Annotated in this window: 37 protein-coding genes and 1 tRNA gene; all 38 read left to right on the top strand. The window is 52.1% G+C overall.

Features of this window, described 5'->3' with window-relative positions; all coding sequences use genetic code 11:
- Nucleotides 1–45: 45 nt before the first annotated feature.
- The 38 genes from EKM86_RS01405 (at nt 46) to EKM86_RS01235 (ending at nt 26,005) form a co-directional block, all read left to right on the top strand.
- On the top strand, nt 46–621 hold the full coding sequence (locus EKM86_RS01405) for a DUF1642 domain-containing protein (protein ID WP_125754727.1): 576 nt from the start codon (nt 46–48) through the stop codon (nt 619–621).
- Complete coding sequence (locus EKM86_RS01400) at nt 608–1,048, top strand: DUF7448 domain-containing protein (RefSeq protein WP_225419329.1); 441 nt, start codon at nt 608–610, stop codon at nt 1,046–1,048. Before EKM86_RS01405 ends, EKM86_RS01400 begins: the two co-directional genes overlap by 14 nt.
- Nucleotides 1,038–1,421, top strand: a complete 384-nt coding sequence (locus EKM86_RS01395; protein ID WP_125754726.1) for a DUF1642 domain-containing protein — start codon at nt 1,038–1,040, stop codon at nt 1,419–1,421. Before EKM86_RS01400 ends, EKM86_RS01395 begins: the two co-directional genes overlap by 11 nt.
- The gene (locus EKM86_RS01390; RefSeq protein ID WP_125754725.1) at nt 1,414–1,965 is read left to right on the top strand and encodes a hypothetical protein; all 552 of its coding nucleotides are present in this window, start codon (nt 1,414–1,416) and stop codon (nt 1,963–1,965) included. The genes EKM86_RS01395 and EKM86_RS01390 overlap by 8 nt, the downstream gene beginning before the upstream one ends.
- Complete coding sequence (locus tag EKM86_RS01385) at nt 1,952–2,173, top strand: hypothetical protein (protein WP_125754724.1); 222 nt, start codon at nt 1,952–1,954, stop codon at nt 2,171–2,173. The genes EKM86_RS01390 and EKM86_RS01385 overlap by 14 nt, the downstream gene beginning before the upstream one ends.
- On the top strand, nt 2,160–2,552 hold the full coding sequence (locus EKM86_RS01380; protein ID WP_125754723.1) for a hypothetical protein: 393 nt from the start codon (nt 2,160–2,162) through the stop codon (nt 2,550–2,552). The genes EKM86_RS01385 and EKM86_RS01380 overlap by 14 nt, the downstream gene beginning before the upstream one ends.
- Nucleotides 2,549–3,004, top strand: coding sequence for a hypothetical protein (locus EKM86_RS12480; protein WP_225419328.1), 456 nt, complete (start codon nt 2,549–2,551; stop codon nt 3,002–3,004). The genes EKM86_RS01380 and EKM86_RS12480 overlap by 4 nt, the downstream gene beginning before the upstream one ends.
- On the top strand, nt 3,001–3,174 hold the full coding sequence (locus tag EKM86_RS12275; protein WP_164506117.1) for a hypothetical protein: 174 nt from the start codon (nt 3,001–3,003) through the stop codon (nt 3,172–3,174). The genes EKM86_RS12480 and EKM86_RS12275 overlap by 4 nt, the downstream gene beginning before the upstream one ends.
- 72 nt (nt 3,175–3,246) lie before the next feature.
- Entirely contained in the window at nt 3,247–3,699 is a 453-nt protein-coding gene (locus EKM86_RS01370) for an ArpU family phage packaging/lysis transcriptional regulator (protein WP_125754722.1), read from the top strand.
- Between the two features lie 94 nt (nt 3,700–3,793).
- Nucleotides 3,794–3,851 (top strand) — tRNA-OTHER (locus EKM86_RS12270).
- Nucleotides 3,852–4,127: 276 nt separating this feature from the next.
- Entirely contained in the window at nt 4,128–4,676 is a 549-nt protein-coding gene (locus tag EKM86_RS01365; RefSeq protein WP_164506116.1) for a hypothetical protein, read from the top strand.
- 60 nt (nt 4,677–4,736) lie between these two features.
- Nucleotides 4,737–5,228: a terminase small subunit gene (locus EKM86_RS01360; RefSeq protein ID WP_125754720.1), complete on the top strand. Its 492-nt coding sequence runs from the start codon at nt 4,737–4,739 to the stop codon at nt 5,226–5,228.
- Complete coding sequence (locus tag EKM86_RS01355) at nt 5,209–6,540, top strand: PBSX family phage terminase large subunit (protein WP_125754803.1); 1,332 nt, start codon at nt 5,209–5,211, stop codon at nt 6,538–6,540. Before EKM86_RS01360 ends, EKM86_RS01355 begins: the two co-directional genes overlap by 20 nt.
- Nucleotides 6,541–6,603: 63 nt before the next feature.
- On the top strand, nt 6,604–8,172 hold the full coding sequence (locus EKM86_RS01350; protein WP_263853470.1) for a phage portal protein: 1,569 nt from the start codon (nt 6,604–6,606) through the stop codon (nt 8,170–8,172).
- Complete coding sequence (locus EKM86_RS01345; protein WP_125754718.1) at nt 8,172–9,326, top strand: phage minor capsid protein; 1,155 nt, start codon at nt 8,172–8,174, stop codon at nt 9,324–9,326. The genes EKM86_RS01350 and EKM86_RS01345 overlap by 1 nt, the downstream gene beginning before the upstream one ends.
- A 93-nt stretch (nt 9,327–9,419) precedes the next feature.
- The gene (locus EKM86_RS01340; protein ID WP_125754717.1) at nt 9,420–10,004 is read left to right on the top strand and encodes a phage scaffolding protein; all 585 of its coding nucleotides are present in this window, start codon (nt 9,420–9,422) and stop codon (nt 10,002–10,004) included.
- 18 nt (nt 10,005–10,022) lie between these two features.
- Nucleotides 10,023–10,883, top strand: a complete 861-nt coding sequence (locus EKM86_RS01335) for a capsid protein (protein ID WP_125754716.1) — start codon at nt 10,023–10,025, stop codon at nt 10,881–10,883.
- A gap of 26 nt (nt 10,884–10,909) precedes the next feature.
- Complete coding sequence (locus tag EKM86_RS01330; protein WP_125754715.1) at nt 10,910–11,158, top strand: Ig-like domain-containing protein; 249 nt, start codon at nt 10,910–10,912, stop codon at nt 11,156–11,158.
- Between the two features lie 11 nt (nt 11,159–11,169).
- The gene (locus tag EKM86_RS01325; RefSeq protein WP_125754714.1) at nt 11,170–11,583 is read left to right on the top strand and encodes a head-tail connector protein; all 414 of its coding nucleotides are present in this window, start codon (nt 11,170–11,172) and stop codon (nt 11,581–11,583) included.
- Nucleotides 11,580–11,933, top strand: coding sequence for a putative minor capsid protein (locus EKM86_RS01320; RefSeq protein ID WP_125582611.1), 354 nt, complete (start codon nt 11,580–11,582; stop codon nt 11,931–11,933). Before EKM86_RS01325 ends, EKM86_RS01320 begins: the two co-directional genes overlap by 4 nt.
- Nucleotides 11,933–12,265: a minor capsid protein gene (locus tag EKM86_RS01315; protein ID WP_125754713.1), complete on the top strand. Its 333-nt coding sequence runs from the start codon at nt 11,933–11,935 to the stop codon at nt 12,263–12,265. Before EKM86_RS01320 ends, EKM86_RS01315 begins: the two co-directional genes overlap by 1 nt.
- A complete protein-coding gene (locus EKM86_RS01310; RefSeq protein WP_164506115.1) occupies nt 12,265–12,651 on the top strand; it encodes a phage tail terminator protein in 387 nt (128 codons plus the stop codon). Before EKM86_RS01315 ends, EKM86_RS01310 begins: the two co-directional genes overlap by 1 nt.
- Nucleotides 12,652–12,662: 11 nt before the next feature.
- Nucleotides 12,663–13,118 (top strand): phage tail tube protein, encoded by a 456-nt coding sequence (locus tag EKM86_RS01305; RefSeq protein ID WP_125754712.1) that lies wholly within the window; start codon nt 12,663–12,665, stop codon nt 13,116–13,118.
- 11 nt (nt 13,119–13,129) lie between these two features.
- Nucleotides 13,130–13,381: an Ig-like domain-containing protein gene (locus tag EKM86_RS01300; protein WP_263853469.1), complete on the top strand. Its 252-nt coding sequence runs from the start codon at nt 13,130–13,132 to the stop codon at nt 13,379–13,381.
- Between the two features lie 120 nt (nt 13,382–13,501).
- Nucleotides 13,502–13,960: a hypothetical protein gene (locus tag EKM86_RS01295; protein ID WP_125754710.1), complete on the top strand. Its 459-nt coding sequence runs from the start codon at nt 13,502–13,504 to the stop codon at nt 13,958–13,960.
- Between the two features lie 14 nt (nt 13,961–13,974).
- Complete coding sequence (locus EKM86_RS01290; RefSeq protein WP_125754709.1) at nt 13,975–14,568, top strand: Gp15 family bacteriophage protein; 594 nt, start codon at nt 13,975–13,977, stop codon at nt 14,566–14,568.
- Nucleotides 14,558–16,978, top strand: a complete 2,421-nt coding sequence (locus EKM86_RS01285) for a tape measure protein (protein ID WP_225419326.1) — start codon at nt 14,558–14,560, stop codon at nt 16,976–16,978. The genes EKM86_RS01290 and EKM86_RS01285 overlap by 11 nt, the downstream gene beginning before the upstream one ends.
- Complete coding sequence (locus EKM86_RS01280) at nt 16,979–18,490, top strand: distal tail protein Dit (RefSeq protein ID WP_263853468.1); 1,512 nt, start codon at nt 16,979–16,981, stop codon at nt 18,488–18,490. It begins immediately after the preceding gene.
- Nucleotides 18,487–19,977, top strand: coding sequence for a phage tail spike protein (locus EKM86_RS01275; RefSeq protein WP_125754706.1), 1,491 nt, complete (start codon nt 18,487–18,489; stop codon nt 19,975–19,977). Before EKM86_RS01280 ends, EKM86_RS01275 begins: the two co-directional genes overlap by 4 nt.
- A gap of 14 nt (nt 19,978–19,991) precedes the next feature.
- Entirely contained in the window at nt 19,992–21,035 is a 1,044-nt protein-coding gene (locus tag EKM86_RS01270; RefSeq protein WP_125754705.1) for a hypothetical protein, read from the top strand.
- 2 nt (nt 21,036–21,037) lie between these two features.
- A complete protein-coding gene (locus EKM86_RS01265) occupies nt 21,038–22,183 on the top strand; it encodes a hypothetical protein (protein ID WP_125754704.1) in 1,146 nt (381 codons plus the stop codon).
- Nucleotides 22,184–22,192: 9 nt separating this feature from the next.
- A complete protein-coding gene (locus EKM86_RS01260) occupies nt 22,193–22,567 on the top strand; it encodes a hypothetical protein (RefSeq protein ID WP_125754703.1) in 375 nt (124 codons plus the stop codon).
- A gap of 14 nt (nt 22,568–22,581) precedes the next feature.
- A complete protein-coding gene (locus EKM86_RS01255; RefSeq protein WP_125754702.1) occupies nt 22,582–22,776 on the top strand; it encodes a hypothetical protein in 195 nt (64 codons plus the stop codon).
- A 53-nt stretch (nt 22,777–22,829) separates the two neighbouring features.
- Nucleotides 22,830–23,222: a hypothetical protein gene (locus tag EKM86_RS01250; RefSeq protein ID WP_125754701.1), complete on the top strand. Its 393-nt coding sequence runs from the start codon at nt 22,830–22,832 to the stop codon at nt 23,220–23,222.
- Complete coding sequence (locus tag EKM86_RS12265) at nt 23,209–23,364, top strand: hypothetical protein (protein ID WP_164506114.1); 156 nt, start codon at nt 23,209–23,211, stop codon at nt 23,362–23,364. The genes EKM86_RS01250 and EKM86_RS12265 overlap by 14 nt, the downstream gene beginning before the upstream one ends.
- A complete protein-coding gene (locus EKM86_RS01245) occupies nt 23,354–23,623 on the top strand; it encodes a holin (protein ID WP_125754700.1) in 270 nt (89 codons plus the stop codon). Before EKM86_RS12265 ends, EKM86_RS01245 begins: the two co-directional genes overlap by 11 nt.
- Entirely contained in the window at nt 23,623–24,504 is an 882-nt protein-coding gene (locus EKM86_RS01240) for a CHAP domain-containing protein (protein WP_125754699.1), read from the top strand. Before EKM86_RS01245 ends, EKM86_RS01240 begins: the two co-directional genes overlap by 1 nt.
- A gap of 556 nt (nt 24,505–25,060) precedes the next feature.
- Nucleotides 25,061–26,005: a helix-turn-helix transcriptional regulator gene (locus tag EKM86_RS01235; RefSeq protein WP_125754698.1), complete on the top strand. Its 945-nt coding sequence runs from the start codon at nt 25,061–25,063 to the stop codon at nt 26,003–26,005.
- Nucleotides 26,006–26,120: the final 115 nt, after the last annotated feature.

The following is a 26,120-nucleotide window of genomic DNA, read 5'->3' as shown; positions in this document are numbered from 1 at the left end:
ACTGTGGGGGTCGATCGTGGTGGACGATATGAATGAGGCGAGAAAATGAGTATGTACGCAGTGAAGAATGACGTTGGCAGTTGGTTGGCCGTTGACGGAATGGACGACTTCTGGTGCGACTTCCCAGACACGTTTTCGAAAAACGAAGCCAAGCGCCAAGTCCAAATACACGATGCTCACGTGGTCGAGCTAGTCGAGGCCCCGGCGAAGGTCGTGGTGAGCGAAGAAGAAGCGAAGATGCTGAAAAAGGCTAAGGACACAACCGTATGGCGCCCCGCAGCAGTCATTAGTAAGTATGCGTACAATGCCGCGAAAGATTCCGACCAAGAGGTATTACTCGAAGACCGCCTCATGCGCGCCTACGTGATCGGCTGGACGGTCGAGAAACCTAAGCGGTACGTGCTGCCAATGCCCGGCACTTACTACCACAACTATCGGATGCACGGAAACGCTCAATATTACGCAGTCAAAGGAACTGGAAACTGGCGGCCTGACGCAATTGCTTTAGACACTGACGATGCCGTCAAACACGGATACACCGTCACCCAGTCGGACATCGACGCGACGCCTGACTGGGTTAAGGCGATCACACCTATGGAGGTGACTGATGATGAGCAATGAGCAAAAGTTCGACGGGGACGGTTTCGATTGGTTAATTGGACGACGTATCGTGAAGGTTGAAGATGCAGTTTCGCCAGCGGACACGTATATGGAGACCGGCGGGTATTTGCTGACGTGCGATGACGGCACCCAACTGTTGACCTACACGAATGAGGGCTGTGGCGGTTGCGGTAATGGCTGGAGTAGCCTGCCCGACCTGGAGCGCTTGGCAGACCACGACAACGCAATTACCAATGTTGAAGCGGTGTATGACGATAATCGTGACGATTTTGATGACGAAGATTGTACATTCCGTTTGTTCATCTACTACGCCGATGAGCGCTTTGATGTCGGCGAGGGTGATGACGGGTATGGCAACGGCTATTATGGCGGCGGTTTCTACTTGCGAGTCATCGAACCAACGGAGGTGAATGACGATGAGCAATGAGACGAAGCGGGACGTGTTCGAGGATTTGCTAGACGCATATGGTGACGCGATTTCTGGCGGAGGTCAGGGCGATAATGGCCACCCAGCAGAGTATCGGTTACGTTATTCCTCCGCCTTGCCAGATGATCTGCCGGTGATTCCGAAATCGGTGGGAGAGTATCTAAAGAGATACAAACTGATGTTCACGTTATTCGGTTTCCTTAGAGATGCCGTCAGTCACATTGATACGCCGCTCGATGCCCTAAACCAGACGAAGTATCACTGGATTGCTAACAATCAGAACACATTTGCTCGTGCATGGTTGCTAGGTATCTGGCGCGTTGAGGAAACCGGTGAAATCGTGAAATTGGAGGAAGAGGTGCGCGATGAGTGACAGGCAGAGCACCACGGAATATTTAAGCAACCTAGTCGTCAAACGGATGCGGGCGCAGTCCTCCTACTGGGCACCAGAGGTCAACTTCGACAAAAACACTCCGGCCGAGCGGCGAGTGGACTTTGTGAGTTTTAAGCCCTACACACCGGAGTACATCACCGAGCCAACCTCGGTAGATCTGGGCAAGTTTGTCTTCTACGAGGTCAAGTCTAGCATGAGCGACTTTCTCAGCGGTCACGGACTGACCTTCTACGGTGATGAAAACTGGCTGGTGTGCACGCAAGAGTTCGCGCTGGTATTGCTACAAAGCATTGGTAAGCCAGGGATTTCAAAGCCAAAAAACATAACTGGCATACTAACTCCTGACAGTTCCGGCAAGCGGCTGTACCAGCGTCACCTGTTTGCTGGGCCGGGATATGCGCCACACCGCAAGCGCCCCGCGTCAGAAATCTTGTGGAACATCGTTCAGGCGCATGAGAATGCACACGGGCTGAGCGCAGCAAGCAACTTAGACGAGGAGGTGACAGAGCATGACGAAACCTGATATTGCCATTTTTGCGGTGAAGAAATACAACGCGCCGGTTAATCGCCTTGTGACATACAATGGCAAGCCAGTAGCGCTTGCAAGGTCGGCAAAACGGGCAGGCTTAATCGCAGCATATCTTGATGGAGCAAAAGTTGAGCTGAACGACAAGCGGCTTGTGAAGATACTGGACCGAGCAATGGAGGTGGCCGAGCATGACGAAGACTGAAACGGTGCTGGACGTTATCGAGAGCATGCAGCATGAAGTCGAGCAACTGCTCAAGAGCGGCGAGAGCTTTGGCTTCAAGCGCCAGATTCAGGCTGGCAACGAGCTGATGTACTGGGCGGACCGGCTGGGGACAGCTTGGCGTGCAGAACACAGTGTTGCCCTTGCGGACGCCGCCATTCACACCGACCCGGACGGCAATCAGTACCAGCTCATGACTGGCCGTGAGCTAATCGCTGGACTGGCCGATGACGCGATGCAGGACGAACCGCTGGGAGAGTCGTATGGGGCCGTTGATACCATCGTGCCAGGCAAACGCTATCGAGCCTATCTGGACGCTGGCGGTAGCGCGCTGAGCGGCGAGTGGGAGGTAGAAGAATGACAGTACACAAGTACTACAAGCGCGGCCTTGTGACCGCAGAGCAGTTTGACGGTACTAATGTAATGGCAGATAAATATGGGCTTGGCTCAAATTGGAAACATCCACAAAGCTCAATGTGGTGGGCAATCAACACGCTAGAGGGCCAACTGACGGTGCAACCCGGTGACTGGATTGCCACCGGCGTCAACGGTGAGCACTGGCCGATTGCAGACGACATCTTCAAGAAGACGTACGCTGAGTTGCCGGTCATTCCGCAGGCGGTGGCGTATGTGATTGAGTGGTTCCAGCAGAACGACGAGACCATCGGCGAAATCTGGCGGAACCTGTACGAAGACGTTGATGATGACTGGAAAGAGGTTCCGAACCTTCGTGAGCCGGAGGAATGGATGCTAGATCACCAAGATACATTTACCATGGCTTGGTCGCTTGGAGAGTGGGAGGTGGCGGAATGACTGAAACCAAGCAAGACGTATTCAACGCCGCGGTAGAGAAGGCTATTGGCATGACACTGGTGACCGGATATACCGCCTATGGAGACAAGTACCGCGAAGACATGCAGAAACGTTACGCCGCAGCCTCAGACGGCGACCGGGAGTGCCCGTACTGCCACGAAACGAAATAAAAAAATAGCGCACCACCGGCACGCTGATTGGATCTCGTCAATTCAATTCTACCACAAAGGGAGTGCGGAACGATGGGGCGTCTGGTACAGACATACTTTCGACGGCTGGATCACGAAGAAACCGCCAAGAATGCAGAGCGGTTGCTGAGTGACTTCAGGCACCGCGAAGCGAAATCAAAACGGGCAGAAGTAATGGGGCTGAAGTCACCGCTCATGGACGGCATGCCCCGCAATGATTCGGTTGAAAACGGAACAGAAACGAAATTAATTGCCGAGCTTTCTGATCAGGAGTTTGTTCAACGCGTGCGTCGGGCGATTGAATGCATCGAGAGCGAGGAATCGAGAGTGATTCTGCGCTGCCTATACATTGACCGACCGGTGACGGCAGAGAACATCATGATCAGACTCAGCATGAGCAACACGGCCTACTATCATGCCAAAGAGGAAGCACTGGTGGCTTTTGCTGAGGTGTGGCCACCAGAGCCAAGTGAACTGTTGGCATATAGAACAGTAAACAATGGCTAAAAAACGTTGCAAGAGCGACGCAACAACGATGCAAGGGCGACGCTGGGGCGATGGTTCCGTAAGTATCATGATAGTGTGCAGTAAATGTATGAAGGCAGCTGAAGCTCAACAGGCGGAGCATAAAGGTGTGGGTTCGAGTCCCACCGGCTGTTTTACCGGACCCCTACCCGGTAAGCTCCTTTAGGATGTTCTTTCACTTTTACCAACCTCCAAAGTAGCCGTCTAGCCTTCAAAAGCTAGGCGGTCATACCGGCCCTGAGCCGGACAAAAGGAAAGAGGTGAAACCACCTCGTTTCTTCTTCTGATCGAACATCATACTGGCCTGTCGACGAGACGGGTCTTTTAGTTATCCACAAATGCCACAGTAGCCATACTGTATCTGGCAATAATCTCCATACCGCGTATCATTGCCCATGGAGGTGAATGCTTTGCAACTTGGATCATGGACCGAGCTGGTGTCTGGAGTGATAACTGGGCTTGCGTTGGTTTACACGCTTTTATCTGACAGGCGACACCAAACAATAAAGTTTAAAGTTACTTTTATACCGGGCGCGGGTATAAATAGAAGTACTGGCAAGGGTCGCGGCTTTTGGATTAATGTCAAAAATACTTCTAGATACCAAAAAGTGCAGATCTCTTTGCTTGCAATCTGCGTTAAGACTAGCAACAGACGAAGGCACATATTACCAGATTCAATTCCAGTTGTTGGATCTGAGCCGAACCTGTACCGAAGCGATGAAGACGCAACGTTGATTCCAGGGCAAACATACTTTGGATTTGTGGACGGATCTAACTTTGCCGAGAGTGTTAACCGTGTGGTGAATTTTGACGATTCTTTAAACAAATCTGAGCTTCAATATATAGCGATTGCTCAAGATCGTTCTGGGCAACTTCGTTATACCGAAATAAAGGATTTGGGATATGACTGGTTCATGAGCGGCGCTCAAGACCGCAACAGAGAGATAACTAAGTCATAGATACAGCAATGACGCTTCGGCGTCTTTTTTAATACCCTCAGGGAGGTGTGGTGGTATGTAATGCGAAAGTTGACACCAAAACAGCGGAAGTTCGTCGATGAATACGTGAAGACCGGAAATGCCACCAAGGCGGCCCTGGGTGCAGGTTACAGCAAGAATTATGCAATGGCCCAGTCATCCAAAATGTTGGTAAATGTTGGTATCAAAACCGCCATCGACGAGCAGATGAAAAAACTTGAGTCGAGCAAGATAGCCAAGGCCGATGAAGTGTTGCAGTTCCTGACATCGGTGATTCGTGGCGAGGCCAAAGAGACCATTGTCGTCGGTGGTATGGGTGGTGCTGATACCGTTGAGCGAGAGGCCGATATCAAGACCAAAATCACGGCAGGTAAAGAGCTGCTTAAGCGTTATCCCGCCGACGATGCGGTGCTTCAAGCACAGCTCAAGAAGCTGCAAGCCGAGGCTGATATTGCTCAGGCTAAAGCTGATATCCTGACCAGTGCCAACGGTCAAGAGGGGACGGTGATCATTGATGATATCCCCGACGACTAAGCAGCGGCCAAAGATTAAGCTCACCCGGCTAATTCAGCCACACTTCTATGACTTTTGGCGCAGTAAGGCAACATATTTCATCCTGAACGGTGGCCGCGGCAGCTTTAAGTCGTCAACCGTCAGCATCAAGCTAACTACGATGATGAAGCGCGAGACGCAGCAGGGCCACAAGGCCAACATCATCATCGTCCGCGAGAATGCCAACAACCTGCGTGATTCGGTGTACAGCCAAATCACCTGGGCACTGGATAAGCTTGACATGACTAGCGAGTTTGTCTTCTCAGTTTCACCGATGAAGATAACCCATAAGCGCACCGGCTCGGCTTTCTATTTCTACGGCGCCGATAAGCCCGAGAAACTCAAGTCCAACACGGTTGGCGATGTGATCGCGTTGTGGTATGAAGAAGCTGCTAACTTCAAGAGGCAGGACGTCTTCGACCAGAGCAACCCGACGTTCATTCGTCAGAAGTCTCCATGGGTCTCAAAGGTGCCGGTCTTCTACACTTACAACCCGCCCAAGAATCCGTATGACTGGATAAATGAGTGGGTCGACAGTTTCAAAGGCGACCCCGACTACTTCGTCGATAGCAGCACGTACCTAGACGACAAGCTTGGATTCACCACTGAACAGCAGTTGAAGCTCATTGAGAAATACAAGGCCAACGATTACGACTATTACCGCTGGCTGTATCTCGGCGAGGTCGTTGGGCTGGGCACAAACGTCTACAATATGGACTTGTTCCACAAGCTGGACGCGGTGCCTGCTGATGACCCAATCATCTATGAGCTGGCTGCTGCCGATACTGGGCACATGGAATCTGCTACGACTATCCCAATGGTCGGCTTGACGGCCCAAGGCAAAGTTATCGTAGAGGACACCTATTACTACTCACCGGCTCACCAGAGCGTCAAGAAGGCGCCTAGCGAGCTCGTGGTTGAGATGCACGACTTCATCGCTAAGATGCTCAATCAATACAGAGAAGCCGCGCTCAAGAACCGCACGATTGATTCTGCCGAGGGTGCGATTCGCAACGAGTACTATCACCGCTATCAAATAGCCTGGCATCCGGTGGTCAAACGCAAAGAAGCCGACATGATCGACTACGTTCAAGACCTGCTCGCACAAGGGCGGGTCTTTTACTTGGATACGCCAGGCAACAAGATATTCATTGACCAGCATCGGAAGTACCAGTGGGACGAGAAGACGATGCAGAGCGATGACCCCAAAGTCATCAAGGAAGATGATCACACGGTCGATGCCTTTAAGTATCTCGTTATGGATAATGCCCGCCTACTCGGGCTCAAACGCTAAGGAGGTGAGCACATGGGTCTCATCGACACAATCAAGAATCTGTTCCGGAAAGGGGGCGCGGCCATGGGAGTTGTACAATCGCTTAACTCGATTACTGATCATCCAAAAATCAACGTTGACCCGGCAGAATATAACCGGATTGATCGCGACATGCATTACTTCAAAGGCGACTTCAAAGCGCTTAAGTATCGCAACACATATGGAGACACAAAAGAACGGCCTTATGTCACGCTCAACATGATGCAGGTGATTGCTCGTCGCATGGCCTCGCTGCTATTCAACGAACAGTCGAAGATTAGCGTTGAGACGCGCCCACCGAAGACAGATGAGAATGGAGATAGCATCGACTATCAGGAGCCGGATGTTGCTAACACGTTTGTCCAAAGCGTCCTTGATGCTAACGACTTCAACAAGAACTTTGAGCGTTACCTGGAGTCTGGCCTAGCGATGGGTGGCCTGGCTATCCGACCATATGTTGACGATGCCACTGGTGAGATTAAGCTGGCCTGGATTCAGGCGCCTAACTTCTTCCCGCTGCGCTCAAACACGTCCGATGTTTCTAGTGCCGCGATTGCGACGCCAACCAGGCGCACTGAGAGCGGCAAGACGGTGTATTACACGCTGCTTGAGTTTCACGAGTGGACGCCTGGCGGTTACACGATTACCAATGAGCTGTACCGGTCTGAGGAGAAGAACATCGTTGGCATTCAGGTGCCGCTCAACACGCTCTATCCTGACCTGCAACCGACCACAACACTCCAAAGCTTCAGCCGCCCGCTGTTCGTCTATCTCAAGCCGGCTGGATTCAACAACAAGAGTCTGACCTCACCGCTTGGTGTGGGCATCTGCGATAACGCACTTAGTACGTTGGCTCAAATCAACGACACTTATGATCAGTTCCATTGGGAGATTAAGATGGGGCAGCGCCGTGTTGCTGTGCCTGAGTCGATGATTCAGCTGGCAGCACCAGAGAATGGACAGCTTCAGCCACGGCAGTACTTCGACCCTGATCAGAACGTCTTCTTCCCAGTCGCTGGTAGCATGGATAATGACAAAGTCACCGACCTATCGACACCTATCCGCACAACCGAGTACATTGCCGCGATGCAGAACTTCCTCAAGACGCTGGAGATGCAGGTTGGACTATCGGCTGGCACCTTTAGCTTCGACAGCACAGGTCTCAAGACCGCGACCGAAGTTGTCAGTGAGAACAGCATGACCTATCAGACCCGCAACTCGCACCTGTCAATGGTCGAGCAAGCGGTCAAGGACTTGGTCGTGTCCATTTGCGAACTGGCTCAAGCCACCATGATTAATGGCAAGACGCTATACACTGGTCCAATTCCAACTCGTGACCAGGTCAGCGTCGACTTTGACGATGGTATCTTTACGGACAAGTCCGCGACTGCCGACTATTGGATCAAGCTGCAGGCTGCTGGTCTCTGCACGGACTGGCAGGCCATCATGCACGTCCAAGGAGTCACGGAAACGGACGCTAAGCGGCTTGCGGATGAGATTGCCGGAACTACTGCCAACCAGGCGGTAAACCCGCAGGATGCGCTGTTTGGCGGCAATGGCGACCAGTCTGACACGGATGATTCAGGAGACGAGGCAGGCGGCGGTGATGCTTAATGCCAAAGGTTACGCAGCATCAACTCGATACCAAGACCGCCTCAATCATCGACGTGTATCAGCACCTGGAAAGCCAGATTTTTGCCGATTTTGTGAAGCGGCTCAAGACGCACGGTATAGAAGACTATGACCAGACCACTGTGCTGCAGTGGCAGATGGAAGTCATGAACGACTTGCACCTGGTCAATGATTCAGTGATTGATGATGTGGCCAAGGCAACCGGCATTGCGCGGCAGCAACTAATAGATCTATTTCAGACTGCTGGCTATCAGGTGGTTGACCAGGAGTATGGCCGAGCATCTAAGGCGACCAAGAAGCGAGCAAAACCCGAGCAAATCAACATGACTCATCAGGTGCTCGATGGTTACTTGGCTCAAACCTTTCAGCAGCTCGACAACAACGTGAATCAAACGCTGCTGACGACAAACTATAACGAGAGTCCGGCCATGCGCACCTATCAGCAGATCGTCAAAGAAACGACTGCTGATGTACTAGCCGGGCTCAAGACACCTGACAAGGCGCTCAAGGACACCATCTACAAATGGCGGGATAAGGGTATCAACCTCAACCTCATCGACAAAGGTGGCCATGCCTGGAGCCTTGAAACATATGCCCGCATGGTGATCAATACGACCACCAACCGGGCATTTCAGGCCGTCCGTGACCAGGCTGCCAGTGACAATGGCATTGATACCTTTGTCATGAGTAGTCACGAAGCCAGTCGACCGGCATGTGCACCGATTCAAGGCCACCTGGTCACCACTCGCCGCCAAAGCTTCACTGCTCCAGAGTCCGGCGAGTTTTTCGAGAGTCTGTACAATCACGGCTACGGTGAACCAGGCGGTACCTTTGGTATCAACTGCCACCATATGAAGTGGCTGTATGTGCCAGGTGTGAATACCAACAACCAGCCGCAGTATGACCCCAAAGAAGCAGTGGCCAAGGGCGATGTTGTCCAGAAACAACGCGAACTTGAGCGCCGCATTCGAGGCTACAAGAACCGCCTGGCCGTGGCTCAGCAAATGGGTGATGACGAGGGCGCTCAGAGCAATCAACTGCTGATACGCAAGAATCAAGCGGCTATGCGGAAGCTGGTCAAAGACCACGACTTCCTGCACCGCGATTATGAACGAGAACAAGTATTTACTAACTGAAACCTCGACCTGAGCAAGTCGATAAACTGCTCATTTATTATGCCTAAATCCATGCGGGAGCCGACCCGCTCACCAACGGCTTAGGAGAACGGTATGAACACAGAAGAATTGAAGTCACTGGGATTAACCGAGGAACAAATCAAAGGTGTTATGGCTGCGCATGGCAAAGTTGTGAACCCGCTCAAAGAGCAGGTCAACACACTGACGTCTGAGCGTGACAGTGCCAAGGAACAGCTCACTACGGTCAGTGGTCAACTGGACACGCTCCAGAAGAATCACAAGAGCGACAAGGACCTCCAGGCCGAGCTTGAGAAAGCCAAGCAGGAGAATGCTGAAGCTCAAAAGAAGGCTGCGGAACAGCTGAACCAGGTACGCCTAGACAGTGCAACCAAGCTCGCACTGACTCAGGCGGGAGCGCTGAACGTAAAGGCGGTTGAAGCCTTGCTCGATAAGGATTCGTTGAAGCTTGACGACAAGGGCAAGCTCAACGGCCTCGACGAACAGTTGAAGACACTGCAGTCAGCTGACGACAGCAAGATGCTGTTCAAGGCTGCTGCGCCAACAGAGCCGACCAAGCCAAACACGCCAAAGATTACGACTCCGGGTAATCCCGATCCAAACCCAACCGGAGACACGACAATCGTCGATAAGATTGCCGCTCGTCTCTCCGACAAATAATAAAGGAGGGCATACACTATGCCATTAGTTCTAGATAGTAAAGACCTTGCCACGATTGACAAGGGGTTCAAAGCTGACTCCCAAGTATGGGACGTGCTGTCTCAAGGTGCTAAGTCCATCACTGCTGCGGACTTTGTTGGCGCGAATGAAGTCCGTGTCAACAAGATGTCTGGCTTCATGGACGCTGCACAGTACAAGCGCAACGGCGACAACACCCGCAGCCAAATCAACATCGACAAGGAAACCGTTAAGCTGACCCACGAAGACTGGTTCGGCTATGACGTTGACCAGCTCGATGAGTCTGAGAGTGCTGCACTGACCATCAACAACATTGTCACCGAGCACCGTCGTCTGATCACCGTGCCTCATCGTGACCAGGTTGCCATTCAGGCTCTGTACGACAATGCCGGCAAGAAGGACGCTACTGTTGCGACAGCTGACAACGTCCTGGACCTGTATGACGCTGCCGAAGAGTACATGACAGACAACGAAGTGCCTGGCGGTTATGTGATGTTTGTTTCTGCTGCCTTCTACCGCCTGCTCAAGAACGCCACTGGCGTTACCAAGTCCTTCACGGTCAACCAGCAGTCCATCAACGGCATCAACCGCACGGTTGCCCAGATTGATGGCGGCGTTCCAATCATCAAGGTTGCCAAGAACCGGATTCAGGGCATCGACATTGATGACACGATTCAGTTCATCATCACACCGCTGACTGCTGTAGCGCCTATCGTTAAGTTTGGCTCCGTTGACACAGTTCCGGCTGCACAGGATCGTTCTGGCTACCGCGACACCATCAAGGGCCTCGACTACTACGATGCCATCGTCTTTGACAACGCCAAGAAGGCCATCTACGTGAGTGCGGTCCCAAAAGCGTAGTGCCGACGCCGGCCACGGGGCTCAAGATGAGCCAGCAGACGGCCAGCATGAAGGTCGGCGACACTAAGCAGGTGACCGCTGCGGCTGAACCAGCTAACGCAAGTGATGCGGCTACCATCAACGGCGCCATCACGTACGCTTCTGATAACGAAGCCATTGCGACGGTAGCGGCTGACGGCACCATTACGGCTGTAGCTGCGGGAACGGCCAATGTTACCGCCACTAGTGGCAGCTTCACGGCTTCCGTCAAGGTGACCGTGGCTGCTGCTGCCTAGGCGGTGATTAGATGACCAATACACTCTACGTTGGAGCGGAAGACTACATTCAGGCGATGCACGTCACGGAGGTACCCGATGACTTTGACGGATTGTCGGCGCTCGCCGGAATGTACTTGGACGAAATCACCAACAACTACTATCAGACACACACCATTGATGATGATCCGTTTGATTTGCGTGTAACGCGGTTCAAGCGAGCTGTCATGCTGCAGATTAAGTACATGGCCGACACTGGTATAAAGTCGAGCGCCCAGTACAAGGCGGCACAGGCCCAGACGGTTAGCCAGTCCATTGGTGCCACTACAGTCTCCAAGACGCTCGGTGATGCGGCTGCTAATGTGTCTGGCACAATTGTCTGCGACGATGCGTTGCGGTCGCTGTCTGGAACCGGTCTGCTTTACAGGGGAGTGATGCACCTATGAGCGCAATCCAACCGGACCGTGCGTGGCTCAATGACACAGTGACGGTCGAGCGGTTCCTCGGTGAAGGCGACTACAACAAGCCGACCTACGACAAGGCAATCACGCTGGCACCTGTGCGCGTTGACCTTACCAAGGACTTCTCTGGCGTGGGCGCAAATCGAACGATCGTGGCGAATGCTACGGTCTTTTTATTTGCTGCATACACTGCCGGATATCCGGACGCCATCGACGACAGTTGGCTGCAAGCACGGCTCACGTTCAATGGTCACCCGTACAAAGTGGTCGACTGGTCGAGTCATGAGGAGCCTGACAGCAGCACCCCGTTCAGCATCGAATTGAAGGTGATTTGATGGGCTTTTCAGTACAGGTCAATGACCGCGGCCTAAAGCGTAAACTCAGCCGTCAAGGCTTTCAGCGTGGCATGGTCGTTATGGCCAACCAAGCGGCTGCGGACATGAACCAGTTCGTTCCGAAACGTAACAATCACCTGCGAGAAAGCTCTGTCGTGGCCAGTGATGGGTCTAACATCCGTTACGTTGAGCCATACGCTCATCGTCAATGGGTCGGCGGCGTTGGTTGGCACTACACCACACCAGGCACCGGTCCGAAGTGGGATGAACGAGCCAAGAGCTTGTACATGAGCAAATGGCAGCACGCATTCGTGAAGGGGGCACAGCTCTAATGGATTTCAACGACCGTCTCAAGGAGGCCATCAACAGCCAGAAGATGCCGCTCCCGACAAGTATCGGGTTGCCAGGCACAGCCGAGTCGGCGTCATTCTATGCGATGCCAGGCGGGCAGGTCACAAGGGAGTATATGGACGGGGAGAAGGATGTCGCACTCGCCTATGAGTACGTCATTCACTCTCAAGACCAAGAGGCGGCTAATGACCAACTCTGGCAGGTTCAGAACTACCTTGAGACCTTGTCTGACCTAGACAGCCAGGATGGTAGCTACCAATTCGGCGGCATCAGCATCACAAGTAAGCCTGCGTTCTCTCAAGCTGAGGAGCCGGGCTTTTTCTATTGGGTCGTGGACTTTACCGCGAACCTGACAACATTTAAGTGAGGAGGAACATTATGCGTAAAAAGAACGCAAAACGCCTGCACTACATCGCCCCATACACGAGCGATGATGCACAACCAGCTGAGGATGGCTGGCTGCCTTTGGCGCACTTCATCCAGACCATTGAGGATGACACCAAAGAGGACACAGACGATCAGGGATTCTATGACGGCGACGGCAATACCGAAACCGTGCTTAATGGTCGGTCTGAGGTCTGGAACTTCTCGGGCTTCTACGATCCAGAAGACCCCGCTCAAGAATTGCTGGCCGGGCTTCGTCGCAAGACTAACGACGACGAGCGAAAGATTTGGCACAAGATTGTGGAGACCAATGGTGACACCGTTATTGGTGTTGCGAAGGCCATGGAAATCAAGGCAGGTGGCGGTGACGCTACGGACTACGAAGACTTCGAGGGCCATCTTGACTTCGTTCAAGCTCCGAAAGTGACACCTGCTGTCCCAAAATCGTAGCGGTGTCAGGGGTGGCTTTGGCACCGACCTCGGCAAGCGTTGAAGTCGGTAAGACCGTTCAGCTGACCGCTACAGTTGCACCTGATGATGCGACTGAAACCGGGACGACATTCGCGTCCAGCGATGATGGTATTGCAAAAGTAGACGATCATGGCCTGGTAACGGGCGTGGCCGCCGGCAGTGCTGACATCACTGTTACCACCAAAGACGGCGGTAAGACTGCGAAGTCAACGGTTGAAGTAACGGCTGCAGCAGAAGGCTAATTGAGCAAATCGTCGCCTAATAAAGTCACAGTACGGGCAACCGGGCGGCGAATCACTAGTAGCTGAATGGCGGAGGGAGCGGCAGTAGCTTGCTTCCTCCGCCTTTTTTAGGAGGCATTCATGGAAAAAATAGTTCTTGAGTCTTCAGTGGTTAAATTCGCCATTGAAATCGAAAACAAGAATGATGGCAAGACCACCGAGGTCGTTCTCGGAGTTGACTTCTCAGATGAGGCATTGATTGCCGAAAAAGCCAAGGCTGATCTGCGAAAAAAGAAGATTGCGCAACTGGAAGATGAATACAGCGATGTTGTCGGTAGCGAGCTGACTGATGACAATATCAAACGCGCGCTCGAAGCATTTAGCAAGACGTTGCAGCTTGCCTTCGATACCGATTTTGGTGCAGGCACTTATGACAAGCTCGCAAAAGCAAGCGGCGGCAATAGCTTTATCAATCTGCTTATTCTCTACCAACGCATTGACCAAATCGTGTCGAGCAAGATTGAAGCCAAACTCGCCAACATTCAGCGCAAGTCTGATAACCGCAAAGCCCACTACCTCAAGAACCGCAAACGGCACTAAGGCGGTGATGAGGCATGAATCTATATGATCCATGGCCAAACGAGGTGACTGTCAACCATCACACTTACCGGCTAGACCTTAGTTTTGACAATGTGCTCTATGCGCTCGAAGCGCGTGGTGATGAAGGCATGACCATGATTGACCGCTGCGAGACTTTCCTGCAGTTGGTCATCAAGCAGGACATGCCGCCGGTGGCCGATTGGGTAGACGTGCACAACGCCATCATCGACCTGATCACCACAGCTAAGCAGAGACCAATGCGATACGACATCAACGGCGACCCCATCGAGCCAAAAGGCGATGGCGAACACATCAAGGCCGACTATGACTTTGACTTCGACGCATCTTACATCTATGCGGCATTCCGCCAGACGTATGGCATCGACCTGGTCAAAGAGCAGGGACAGCTTCACTGGCTGAGCTTTGTGGCGCTATTCGATGCGCTGCCGGACGACACGGCGTTCGTGCGGATCAGGCATATCCGGTCAACCAGACTTGGCGACATCAAAGATAAGAAACAGAGAGACGCCGTCAGAAGGCAGCAGCGCGCACTAGCGTTGCCTGATGACGAAAACGAAGAAGAAGGAGGTGACAGCTATGGCAGCTGACGGCACGGTTGTAATTGACATTAGAGCCGATGGCGGCAACGAAGCGGTCGGCACGATGGACAAGCTCAAGAGCGCGATGAAGGGCCTGATTGCGCCTGGTGAAAGCGCAGGGAAGGTCTTCGGCGGGCTCAAAGATAAGCTTTCGCTGGGCGCTGTCATGGGGCTGGCACAGAAAGGAATTGAATCACTAGTCGGGGGCCTAGGAGATCTAGGCAGCCAGATTATTGACGCAAGCGATGCCATCGACAAATTTAAATCAACGATGGACTTCGCCGGCTTCACGAAGAAGCAAACCGCAGAGGCAACCAAGTCCGCAAAGGTGTACGCCGATAAGACCGTCTATGATCTCAACACCGTGCTCAACACCACCGCTCAGCTGGCGGCCAACGAGATCAAGAACTACACCGGCCTGACCCAGGCCGCCGGTAACCTGAACGCAGTCGCCGGCGGGAACGCTGACACCTTCAAGTCTGTGGCCATGGTCCTGACGCAAACAGCCGGGGCTGGCAAGCTGACCACTGAAAACTGGAATCAGCTGACTGACGCCATTCCCGGTGCCTCTGGCAAGCTGCAGGAGGCCATGAAGAAGAACGGTGCCTACACCGGGAACTTCCGTGACGCGATGGAGAAGGGGCAGATCAGCGCCGGCGAGTTCAACAAGGCAATCGAACAGCTGGGCATGACCAAGGCCGCCAAAGATGCCGCAACCAGCACCCAGACCTTTGAGGGGGCTATTGGTAACCTTCAGGCGGCCTTTGTCACCGCTGGCACTGAATTTTTGAACAAGTTCAAGGCGCCCATTACGCAAGGTATTACCGACGTGGCCAACGCCGTCCCAAAGATTACGGCAGGCATTGGCAATGCGCTGGGGTCAATCGGTAACTTGGCCAGCAAGGCTAATCTCGGGCCGATTATCAGCTCGCAGTTTGACAACATTTCATGGGATTCCATTTTGCGGCCGTTTCAGTCCACCTGGTCGACCATTCAGCAGACTGCCTCGCATCTTGACTTCAGCGGGGCCAAAACGGCGCTATCTTCCCTTGGCTCGCAGTTCTCCTCGTATGCGGCCAATTGGGCACGCATATGGGCTCCAATCACTGACGGTCTTGTAACTGCCTTAGGTAATGCAAACAACGCTCTGCAGCCGTTCTTCGCGTCATTCGCGAACATCGACTTCACTGCAATGTTTGCCCCGTTTCAGGGCATCGCCAACACGATCAAGACGACCCTATCTGGACTCGATTTCAGCGGCATTCAAGCGCTTGGCTCTCAGATTATCCCAGCATTACAGGCGGGCTTCCAGTCGTTCATGACGGTGGCCGGCCCAGCTATCAACGGCGTGGTCACCGCGTTCGGCAATTTATGGAATGCGGCGCAGCCGGTGGTCTCGACAATCGCCTCGGTACTGGTGCCAATCTTTCAGGTGCTCGGTGCTTATCTGGGCGGCGTGTTCTCGAGTGTTCTAAGTGGTATCTCGACTGCATTCAACTTCTTTGCTGGAGTGCTGAGGTTCATTCAGTCGCTGCTTAATCTGCTGGCTGCAGGGTTCCGCGCGTTGTCACCTGCAATAACAGTAATCGCAGGCTGGGTTGGCAAGCTCTCCGGCGTGTTCACTAACCTTGGAGGCGTTACAAAGAGTTTGAAAGCCGCCGTTTCAAACGCATGGAACGGTATCAAATCAGCAGTTCAAACCGCTGGCGCTGGTGTAAAGGCAGTCGTGTCCATTGTATCCGGTGTCTTCAAGTCGCTGGGTTCGGCCGGCTCTGGTCTGAAATCAGCTTTGTCTGCTGCTTGGTCTGGAATTGTTGGCGCGGTACGAACCGCAAAAGCGACTATCTCTGGTGTCATCGGCGCCATTAAGAGTATCTTTACTGGACTTGGTCACATTGACCTAGGCAAGGCCGGCCGGGCTATCATGGATGGCTTCGTTGGCGGTTTGAAAGCCGTGTGGGAAAAAGGCAAGAAGTTCGTTGGCGGCATTGCTGACTGGATTAAGAAGCATAAGGGGCCTATCCAATATGATGCCCGTCTGCTTGTACCAGCTGGGCACGCAATCATGGAAGGCTTGAACAACGGACTGCAGAAGTCCTTCGTGGCAGTCAAGAATACGGTTGGCTCGATGGCGGGCCAGTTGTCGGATGCTGCGATGGTTACTGCCACCGTGGGCCTATCAAGTGCTGTCCAGCCTGAGGTGCTCGCCGGCAGTCGCTATACAGCAATTCCTAGTGACCAGGTCATTAACAACTACAGTACAACGACAAATGTGGGCGAGATGCAGCCTCGAGTCATCGAGGTTCACGTCAGTGCAAACATCGACAAGCGAGAATTGTCTCGCGAGATAGCTGAGCCGGTCAAGATTGAGATTGACCGCATGCAGCGTACAAGTAATCGCATAAAGGGTGTGAGATAGGTGACTTTTCAATGGTGGTTTAACGGCCAAGATATGAGTAAGTATCTCGAGACAAATAATGTCGAGCGCAATATCGGCCAGAATCGTAAGGCGATCCTCCAGAAGCTCGGCGTATCATCGGGCAAGAGATTTCAATACACCTCTGCAGATGAAGGCAAGGTGACTGTGTCCTTCCTGGTTCGGAGAGATATGGTGGCCAAGCGCCGGGAGATTGCGGGGCTGTTGTCCTCAAATGAGCCGCAACAGCTAATCTTCGGTGACGAACCCGACAAGTATTATCTAGCAATCGCAGACGGCCAGATCAGCCTCTCGGAGAAGTTTCGACATGGTAATGGTGAGGTAACGTTCATCATCCCCGATGGTGTGGCACATTCACTGACAACGAAGACGGCTGATAACATCGCCACTGACGGCACGCTGGGCGATGAATTGGTCGTCCAAAACGACGGCACTTATCCAGTATATCCAGTCATTGAGGCGACGATGCACAGCGACAACGGTGTGCTGACGCTGATAAACGAATCTAATGGTGGCGTTATTCAGCTCGGTAATCCTGGAGAAATCGATGGGGTCCAAGCTCCAAATTCGGAAACTGTGTTTCATTACAATCTGCTATCAGCTCCGAGCGGCATAGCGGTTAATACCGGGACAATCAATTATCCCACCTATCCATATGGCTCTAATCCAGGGCCAAACACGATTGCGGGTAGCTGGGACTATGCTAAGGCTCCAGATGCAGCAACACCAGTCTTGAATCGTACTCCAGCTATGCACTGGGCGGGGCCCACTTATCATGGCCCAATAAAAGCCAATGCGGCTGGCGTGAATACTGGTAACCTGATCTGGTCAAATCGCTTTAACGTTAGCACCAATGTAGGTGCACTGGGCAGGGTTGAATTTAACTTGCAATCTAATGATGACATAGCTGTCTGTTTTGTGATGCGTGACAGTACCCAAGCTGCGGACGCGTTGACCGTTGAAGGGTGGGTCAATGGCCAGAATGTATTTAGTCAGGACCTCAACCGAAAGCTGTTCACCAATGGTATGTATGGAATTGTTGAGTCAAAATTGGGCAATACAGTTTCATTCACACTGACCAAGATTAAGCAGCTGTCTCCGAACGGCATCATATCATCGGCGCAAACCATGTTCCCACCAGTCACTATTGACGGGGTGGCAGATACACCGATTGATTCATTCACGGTTTGGATGGCAGGATTTAGCAACAAGACGGGGTGGACGATTAATTGGTCCGATAGTCAATTTCAGTGGGTTAATGTTGACTACTGGAAAGACTTGCCTAATCGATTCACGGACGGCGATACCTTGCTAATCGATCCGTCGCAGATCAAAGTCTTTGTCAACGATGTGGAAGATCGCACCATTCACGCCATCGACAATGATTGGGAGAAGTTTCAGCTTGATCCGGGGGAAACGAAGATCAAGATCATTGCTTCTGATTTCGCAACCACACCAACGGTAGTTGCCACATATAGGGAGGCGTTCCTGTGATTCTTTATTTTGCAAAGCACCCGACATTTGACCTCATCGGTACTGCATCAACCAGCCAAACGGATTCCATCTATTTTTCAGATAATGGTGGCCAAGAGGGCGAGTATCAATCAGTTGCTGGTGGCTATCGCTCATATGGTGCTACCGTTTACTTCAGGCCAGATCAGTCTGCGCATGTGAAGGAAATGACCGCCCCTGGCAATTATATTCTCTACAAAGATCGTAATGGAGATTCGGCATGGCTGACCATTCTGACGTGTGAACACGACCCACTGTCCGGCTATGACACCATCACGGCGGAAGATGCCAGCATGGATTTAATTAACGAGACGGTTGATGCCTACTCAGCGCCAAAGGCCATGACAATTGCCGACTATATCAACTTATTTGTTACCGATTCCGGCTTTGAGATTGGCGTGAATGAAATCCCTGATCTGGCCAGAACGCTAAGTTGGGAATCCGAGGAAACGACTGCACTTGCCAGAATTCTGTCAGTTGCCACACAGTTCTATGCTGAGCTCAATTTTCGTTTTGAAGTCAGCGGTATTGCTGTCATCAAAAAGTACATTGATATTCGTAAATCGCTTGGCAGGGACCGCAGAGAAGAACTGACTGTTGATGCACAGATCAATAGCATTGTCACGAATACAGATGTTAGCGATTTATACACGTCCGTATATGCTATTGGAGCAACGCCAGAAGGTAGTGATTCAGCCATTACCCTCAAAGGATACAATTGGACAGACCCTGATGGACGTTACGTCCTACTTGCTGACGGGTCACTTCGTGATCCAGTAGCCAATCAAACGTGGTCTCGCTTGGTTGATAGAACAGCTCTCACCAGCGGCTTTATTAACCGAATAAAGACGTATGAGGCGAAGACACAAGCCACGCTGCTTAACTCTGCGCTCGATGGATTGAAGAAAAGCAACCATCCGGCTGTTACTTACACAGTCGATATTGCTATCTTGCCTAATGATATTCAGGTTGGCGATACGGTTCATCTACGTGATGAGAAAGAGGGACTTTTCCTGTCGGCACGTGTACTAGAGCTGACGTACTCGTATTCGACCGAGACGGGAACAGCCACGCTGGGCGACTATCTAATTGAATCCAGCGAAATCGACCCTCAATACCGTGCACTAGCACAAGAACTGGCCAAGCAGAACAAAGGCAAGGACGGCACGGACGCCGTTGTGTTGAGCGTTAGCAGCGTGAATGGCAACATGTTCAAGAATACGGGGATCTCGACCATCCTAACGGTGTCTATTTCGGTTGGCGGGTCGATCCTTGATACCGCCGAAAAGATGCACGCGGTGTTTGGTGCCAAGGCTTATCTGCAATGGCAGGTGAAAAACGTCGGTGAACTGGAGTTTACAGACGTATCCTTGACCGACACACGGCTGTCAGACGAAGGGTTCTTGTTTACCGTTGGTGTGGCAGACGTTAACAACAAGTCGACTTTCAAATGTGAACTTTACTACTAGGAGGAAATTTATCAATGGCAACAATCAAAGCATCAAGTCAAACCGACCTTATCGATCTTACCGATGGTTACAGCGTAATCTTGTCTAATGAGTCACACGTCTTTAATGGTGATACTGATAGCGTGGACAGCACACAATCAACCACTACGACTGTCATGGCACTATGTGGTAGCGAACAAGTTCCGGCTACTGTCGGTACAATCACAGGTGCAACCGGCATCACAGGAGTATCTGATGGTAAAACACCAGCGCCAGTGATTACGATTACCGCGACATCGGCACTCAAGACTGCAGGCACGCTCACGATTCCGGTACAGATTGGTGACATTACAATCAATAAACAATTTAGTTATTCGATTGCATTCAAAGGTGCTGCTGGCAGTGACGGGAAGAACGGTACCAGTGTTACTGTATCAAGCACATCGACCACCTATCAAGCCGCGGCTGATGGTACGAACACACCTACGGGAACGTGGGCAACTTCAATGCCAAATGTGCCCGTTGGAAACTATCTCTGGTCAAAGACTGTCGTAACCTACTCAGACGGTAAGAGTACCACGACATATGGTGTTACCTACTATCCTAAAAATGGTACGAACGGATCAAGCGTGACCGTATCATCAAATGTCACGGAGTACGTAGTCGGTTCTGATGGCACGAACACACCCACAACTGGCTGGACGACCACGATTCCAACCGTTGCCGCGGGTAAGTATTTGTGGACACGTGTAACGGTCAAGTATTCGGATGGCAAGTCAACGGTATCATATAGTGTTGCGCGTCAGGCCACTGATGGTGCTGATGGTGCGGACGCAATCACGATGGTAGTGTTGTCAAGTGCGGGAACTATCTTTAAAAACACAGCTGTTGCGACTACACTGACTGCTCACGTGTACAAGGGTGGGGCAGAAGTCACTGGCAATGCCCTGGCAGCACTTGGCACGATTAACTGGTACAAAGATGATGCGACTACCGCTGTTGGAACCGGCGCCTCGCTCACAGTCAATGCCGGTGACGTCGCTAACAAAGCAACTTACACGGCAGAACTAGAGGATTAGCCATGGTAGTTAAAGCACTCGAAACAATCACTCTAGCACGAGTAGATGATGGCAAAGTTGGGGTGCCGGGTAAAGCAGGTGCAGATGGTAAAACACCGTACTTCCATATTGCTTATGCAACAAGCGCTAACGGAAGTAGTGGCTTTAGTACAACCGATAGTGTAAGCAAGACTTACATTGGTCAGTACACCGACTTTGTTCAGGCAGACTCAACTGACCCTACTAGATACGCTTGGACACTTATTAAAGGTGAAAAAGGTGATACAGGACCATCTGGAAAGGACATCACCAGTTACGACAGCGGCATGGTGCTTCCAGACACTGTAGCACCTAAGAACTCGCAGTTTTGGGTGGTTGATAAGGACGGCATCGTCACGGCTTTTTACAAGTCGGACGGAACAAAGTGGGTATCACAAGAGATCTCTGCCAGCACTATTAACGCCGCAACTTTCAACGGACTTGAGTTCAACGGGGTTAACTTCAACGGGTCAAATTTTGTCAGCAGGTTTACTAGCAAACCGCTTGAAGACAGTCGTTTGACTGCTGACGATGGTCATACAGAATATATTGACAAGGGCACCGGTACCGCGAAACTTGCCAATGGCTATTTGACCATCGAAGGAACTGTAGACGGTTCAAGCACGCAGACTTTTCATGTTGAAATTGGTCCATCTGGGATAAGCAGCGAAATCAGGGACACCAATACACTTGTGGCCGGGTCTTTAAGCAAAGGCGTATTAACCTTGGCATACAAAGATGGCGCGACATTATATCAAGGCACGATTGATGCTCAGATTGCTTCACAGATAGACAACGTTGGCACTCTTGCATGGTCAGGAGCCCTGTATCCAAGTGCATCAGATCGCGCAATCTGTTCAATTCCACTAAATCAGACCCGCACTGGTTGGCTTATTCGTTGGAGTTACTACGCAAAGGGCAACCAAAATAACTACTACAACTATACTTTGCTACCAAACATTGTTAATCAGGGTAAAATAAACAATCTATATGTCACAATCTCGATGCCAGGATTAGGTACCTTCTTCAAACGACTTTGGTGGGATAATACAGGCATAACTGGCAGTGCTGACAACGTAGCCGGCAGCCAAGCACCGCATGCCGTTATGGATGCTATTTTTGCAGTATGAGGTGAAGAGATGGAAACCAAAAACAAAATTTTAGCTTCATTTATGACGAACACAGATGGCTACATCACCGGCTACCAGCAGGAGTTTTTTGATGGCAAAGAATGGCAAACACCATTCGATACCACGAACGCGGTGGAAGTGGCTCCGGGTGACCTCGACACAATCGTCATGGGTGCTACTAAGTGGGTTGATGGCAAGCTGACTGTGGACGCGGATAAGCAGAAAGCACTAGCTGATGTTGATGAACAGGACACGCAGACTGACCCACAGGTAGCAGCATTACAAGCCAAGGTGGACACGCAGAACGAAGCAATCACACAGCTCACCAACCTAGTGGTTGCGGTGGCAGACCCAGACAAACTGAACAAAGCACTCGGACTTTAATAGGAGGGAAACACATGGTAAACGTTTCGGCAATCGTACAAGTATATGGAGCACAGGTTATTGAGGCGTCGAAGGAAGACAAGACGAAGACGTTTGAACAGCTTCTTGACGAACAGGTTCCTGGCATCTTTCAGGACAAAGTGCGCGCTTTTTTCGGCGACAGCGTAGACGGCAAATCAGACGCCGCGTCATCACAGCCACAGGCTTAGTAGTGGCTTTCATCATTGGATTACTAATCTAATCGGAAAAGAGGTGAGGAAAAATGTTAGCACGAATTTGGACGGGGTTAAAAGAGCATCCGCTACACGATATCATCGCGCTTGCCTTGATTGGTATCGGTGTCAATATGGCTCTGGTGCCACAGCCGTTCGTCTGGCCGCCATACGTGCGGGACATCGCGAACGATCATGGTTTCGACTATGCCTTCGTAGTTGTTGGCATTGTGATGTTGTTGTGGGTGGTGAGCAAATCACACCACGAAGAATGGGATGCCGCTACGCTCGCGCTGGCGGCTTTTTTGATGGGCACATTGGCCGTCTATCAGTTTCTGCACGTAACGCATACCGGTGGTTTCATGCCATGGGTGCAGGATGCGGCAATACTCGCACTGATCATCACCCTCGCAGTCAGGAGTGATGCGGATGACGTGGACTGACTATCACCAGCTCATCAAGGACTTAACGGACTTTGTCAAAGCGGTGGCTCCAATTGCGGTGGCCTACATCACTTACCACTGGCGCAAGAAGCCAAGCGCAGCTCAACGCAAAAAGAAAGAGGTATCGAAAAATGGAAAATGAATTGCTTCAGCTAACCACCATTGCAATCGTGCTGGCACCTATCACAGCCGCCCTTGTGCAGGGTATCAAGTCTGCAACAGGGCTAGACGCGAAGAAGAACACGCTGGTGAGCCTGCTTATCGGCATCGTACTGGCTGGTTTATGGGCGCTGACCTTTGGCCACGTAGACCAAATTGGCCCGTATCTCATGGCAGGTCTGCTTTCTGGTCTATCGGCATCAGGCCTGTATGATCTCGCCAAGAAAACGGAGGCAAAGTAATGACATCAGCAAATCAGGTTCTGACTGAGGCCCGCAAGTATCTCGGCATTAGAGTTGGCTCGGCTGGCCATCATAACATTGTGGACGTCTACAACGCCCACAAGCCGCTGGCCCAGAACTACCGCGTCCGGTACACCGACAACTGGTGCGACACCTTCGTCAGCTTCGTGATGATTAAGCTTGGCGCCACGGCGCTGACTGACACCGAGTGCGGAGTGCAGCGTCATGTAGCCTTGTTCTCCAATCATGGCATCTGGATCGAGGACGGTACCATCACACCGAAGCCTGGCGACATCATCGTCTACAACTGGGACGATACCACGCAGCCAAACGATGGCTTCGCTGACCACATTGGCTTCGTTGAGAAGGTCAATGGCGGCATCATCACCACCATCGAAGGTAACAAGGGCGTGCCTGGCACCGTAGCGCGCCGTCAAATCAGCGTGGGTAACGGGGTCATTCGTGGCTATGCGCGTCCTCGCTATGCTGGGGCGTCCGCTTCGGCTACAGTCGAGAATGCGGGCGGCATCAGCGCGTCCGCGGCGAAGCTGACCGTTGACGGCTACTGGGGCCCGCAACTAACCATTGCGCTCCAGCGGTTGTACGGCACCACCGTGGATGGCATCGTGTCCAGTCAGTACAACTGGCACAACGCCGGCTTGACTGGTGGCTGGGAGTTTGTCGGCAAACCGGTGGGCAGTCTGCTCATCGCGGCGATCCAGCGCTCTTTGGGTGTCAAGGCGGATGGCAAGCTCGGACCCGCTACCATCAAGGCGATGCAGCGCAAAGCCGGCACGCCAGTCGATGGCAAGATTAACGCACAATCTCTGCTGGTCATGTACATGCAGAAGTGTGCCAACGCTGGGAAACGGCCATTCTAGCTCATCAACTCTCATAACAGCTCATCAATAACCTCACTCGCTTCGGCGGGTGGGGCTTTTTTTGCGCTCGTAAACAAAAAACAGGGCTGATTATTCAGCCCCGTTTTGGTCTTGCCTACGATTTGCCAACGCAAATATGCTCCGATATAAATGCACATAAATCAAATTAAACCGCCATCAATATTTAAGCACCCATGACGGCAATTTGAAATATGTATATAATAGAAGGAAACACATATAATCGGCATAAAAACCGGGTGAGATAAGAAGCGTTCATGAGCATTCTCAAGATGAATGAGGACGACACCAAGGGCAAGTAACTTGGCAGCCTGACACGCTGAGGCTGCGACAAAAAGTACTGTTAGCCTCAAAAAGACAAGCGCCCCGGCGCCGCGATTTGGTCGTAAAATCGCGGGGCCGGGGCGTTTTGGGCGTGGACTGATAAATCGCGCCTGGGCAAGTTGGCCTTACTTTCGTTTTCGGTTCGCGGCTGCCGCTTGCGTGCAGGCTGAGTCAGCGTAAACTATAGATCAAGCGGAAAAAGGGGGCGGCGAGGATGAACAGTAATGCACGAGTCGCGGATTTGCTGGCGAAGCTGATGGCGGGCCAAACCGTGGGCTTTGACGCGGGGGCCGGGGTCTCACTGCGGACATTTCAACGTGACCTCGCGGCTATCAGAACGGCACTGGCGGCGCAAAACGCCGGCCGTTTGGTGGAAACGAAGTCGCACCAGTTTCAGCTCGTGCAGGGGGATGAGGCCGAAAACCTCGCGCTGATCACTGGCATTTCTTCAGTTTTGCTAGGCAGTCGCGCGTTGTCTGCTTCTGAGATGATCAAGGCGTTGCGATTTTTGCAGGCGCGCCTGACGCCTGAAGACACTGCAACCGTCAACTTCTGGCTCAAGCAGGAAAAAGAAGACTATGTGCCGCTGGTGCACACAAAACCGCTGCTGGCACTGATGACGCGGCTGGAGACTGCCATCGCTGCCAAACTTCAGGTGACCTTCACTTATCGCCACTCAGGTCAGCCGCAGTGCTCAGAAATTAAAGGGCAACCCGTGACCATCTATTTTGACCGCTTCTATTTTTACGTCGTCATGTTTGTCGAAAAAAAGCACCGCTACCAGCTGTTTCGCCTGGATCGGATTCATGAAATCATCCAAACGGCGAAGGGCCAGCCTCTACCGCATGGCGAGCGCTACTTCCTTTCCGAGCACCGCCGTCACAGTTACCTGCTCGATATGGGGGAATTCATGGCGTTTCGATACGAGTGTTATAATTCGCCGGATAACGCCCTTGATATTTTTCCCGACAGTCGCGTGATCCGCAGGACGGCAACCGGCGGGACAATTATTGAGTCATACGCCTTCGTCTTCGGGGCGATGCTGTGGCTGCGCAGTCAAGGCGACTTGGTGAGGGTCATCTCGCCGCCGTCTTTGGTCAACCGCATGCGCGAATCCCTAACGGCGGCACTGAAGCGGTACGATGAAGGGGGCCAATGACGCTGCCCGATGATCACGCCAAAGCGCCAATTTCACCTACAAAAAACTATCTGAGGGCGCCGCTCTGCTTTGCCCTCGTAATCATGATATGAAACAGCCGCCATCGCCGATATAA

The sequence above is a fragment of the Lacticaseibacillus hegangensis genome (assembly GCF_003946465.1).
GTDB lineage: Bacteria > Bacillota > Bacilli > Lactobacillales > Lactobacillaceae > Lacticaseibacillus > Lacticaseibacillus hegangensis.
Note: the sequence above shows the minus strand (reverse complement) of the source record. Positions and strands in the feature narration are given on the sequence as shown.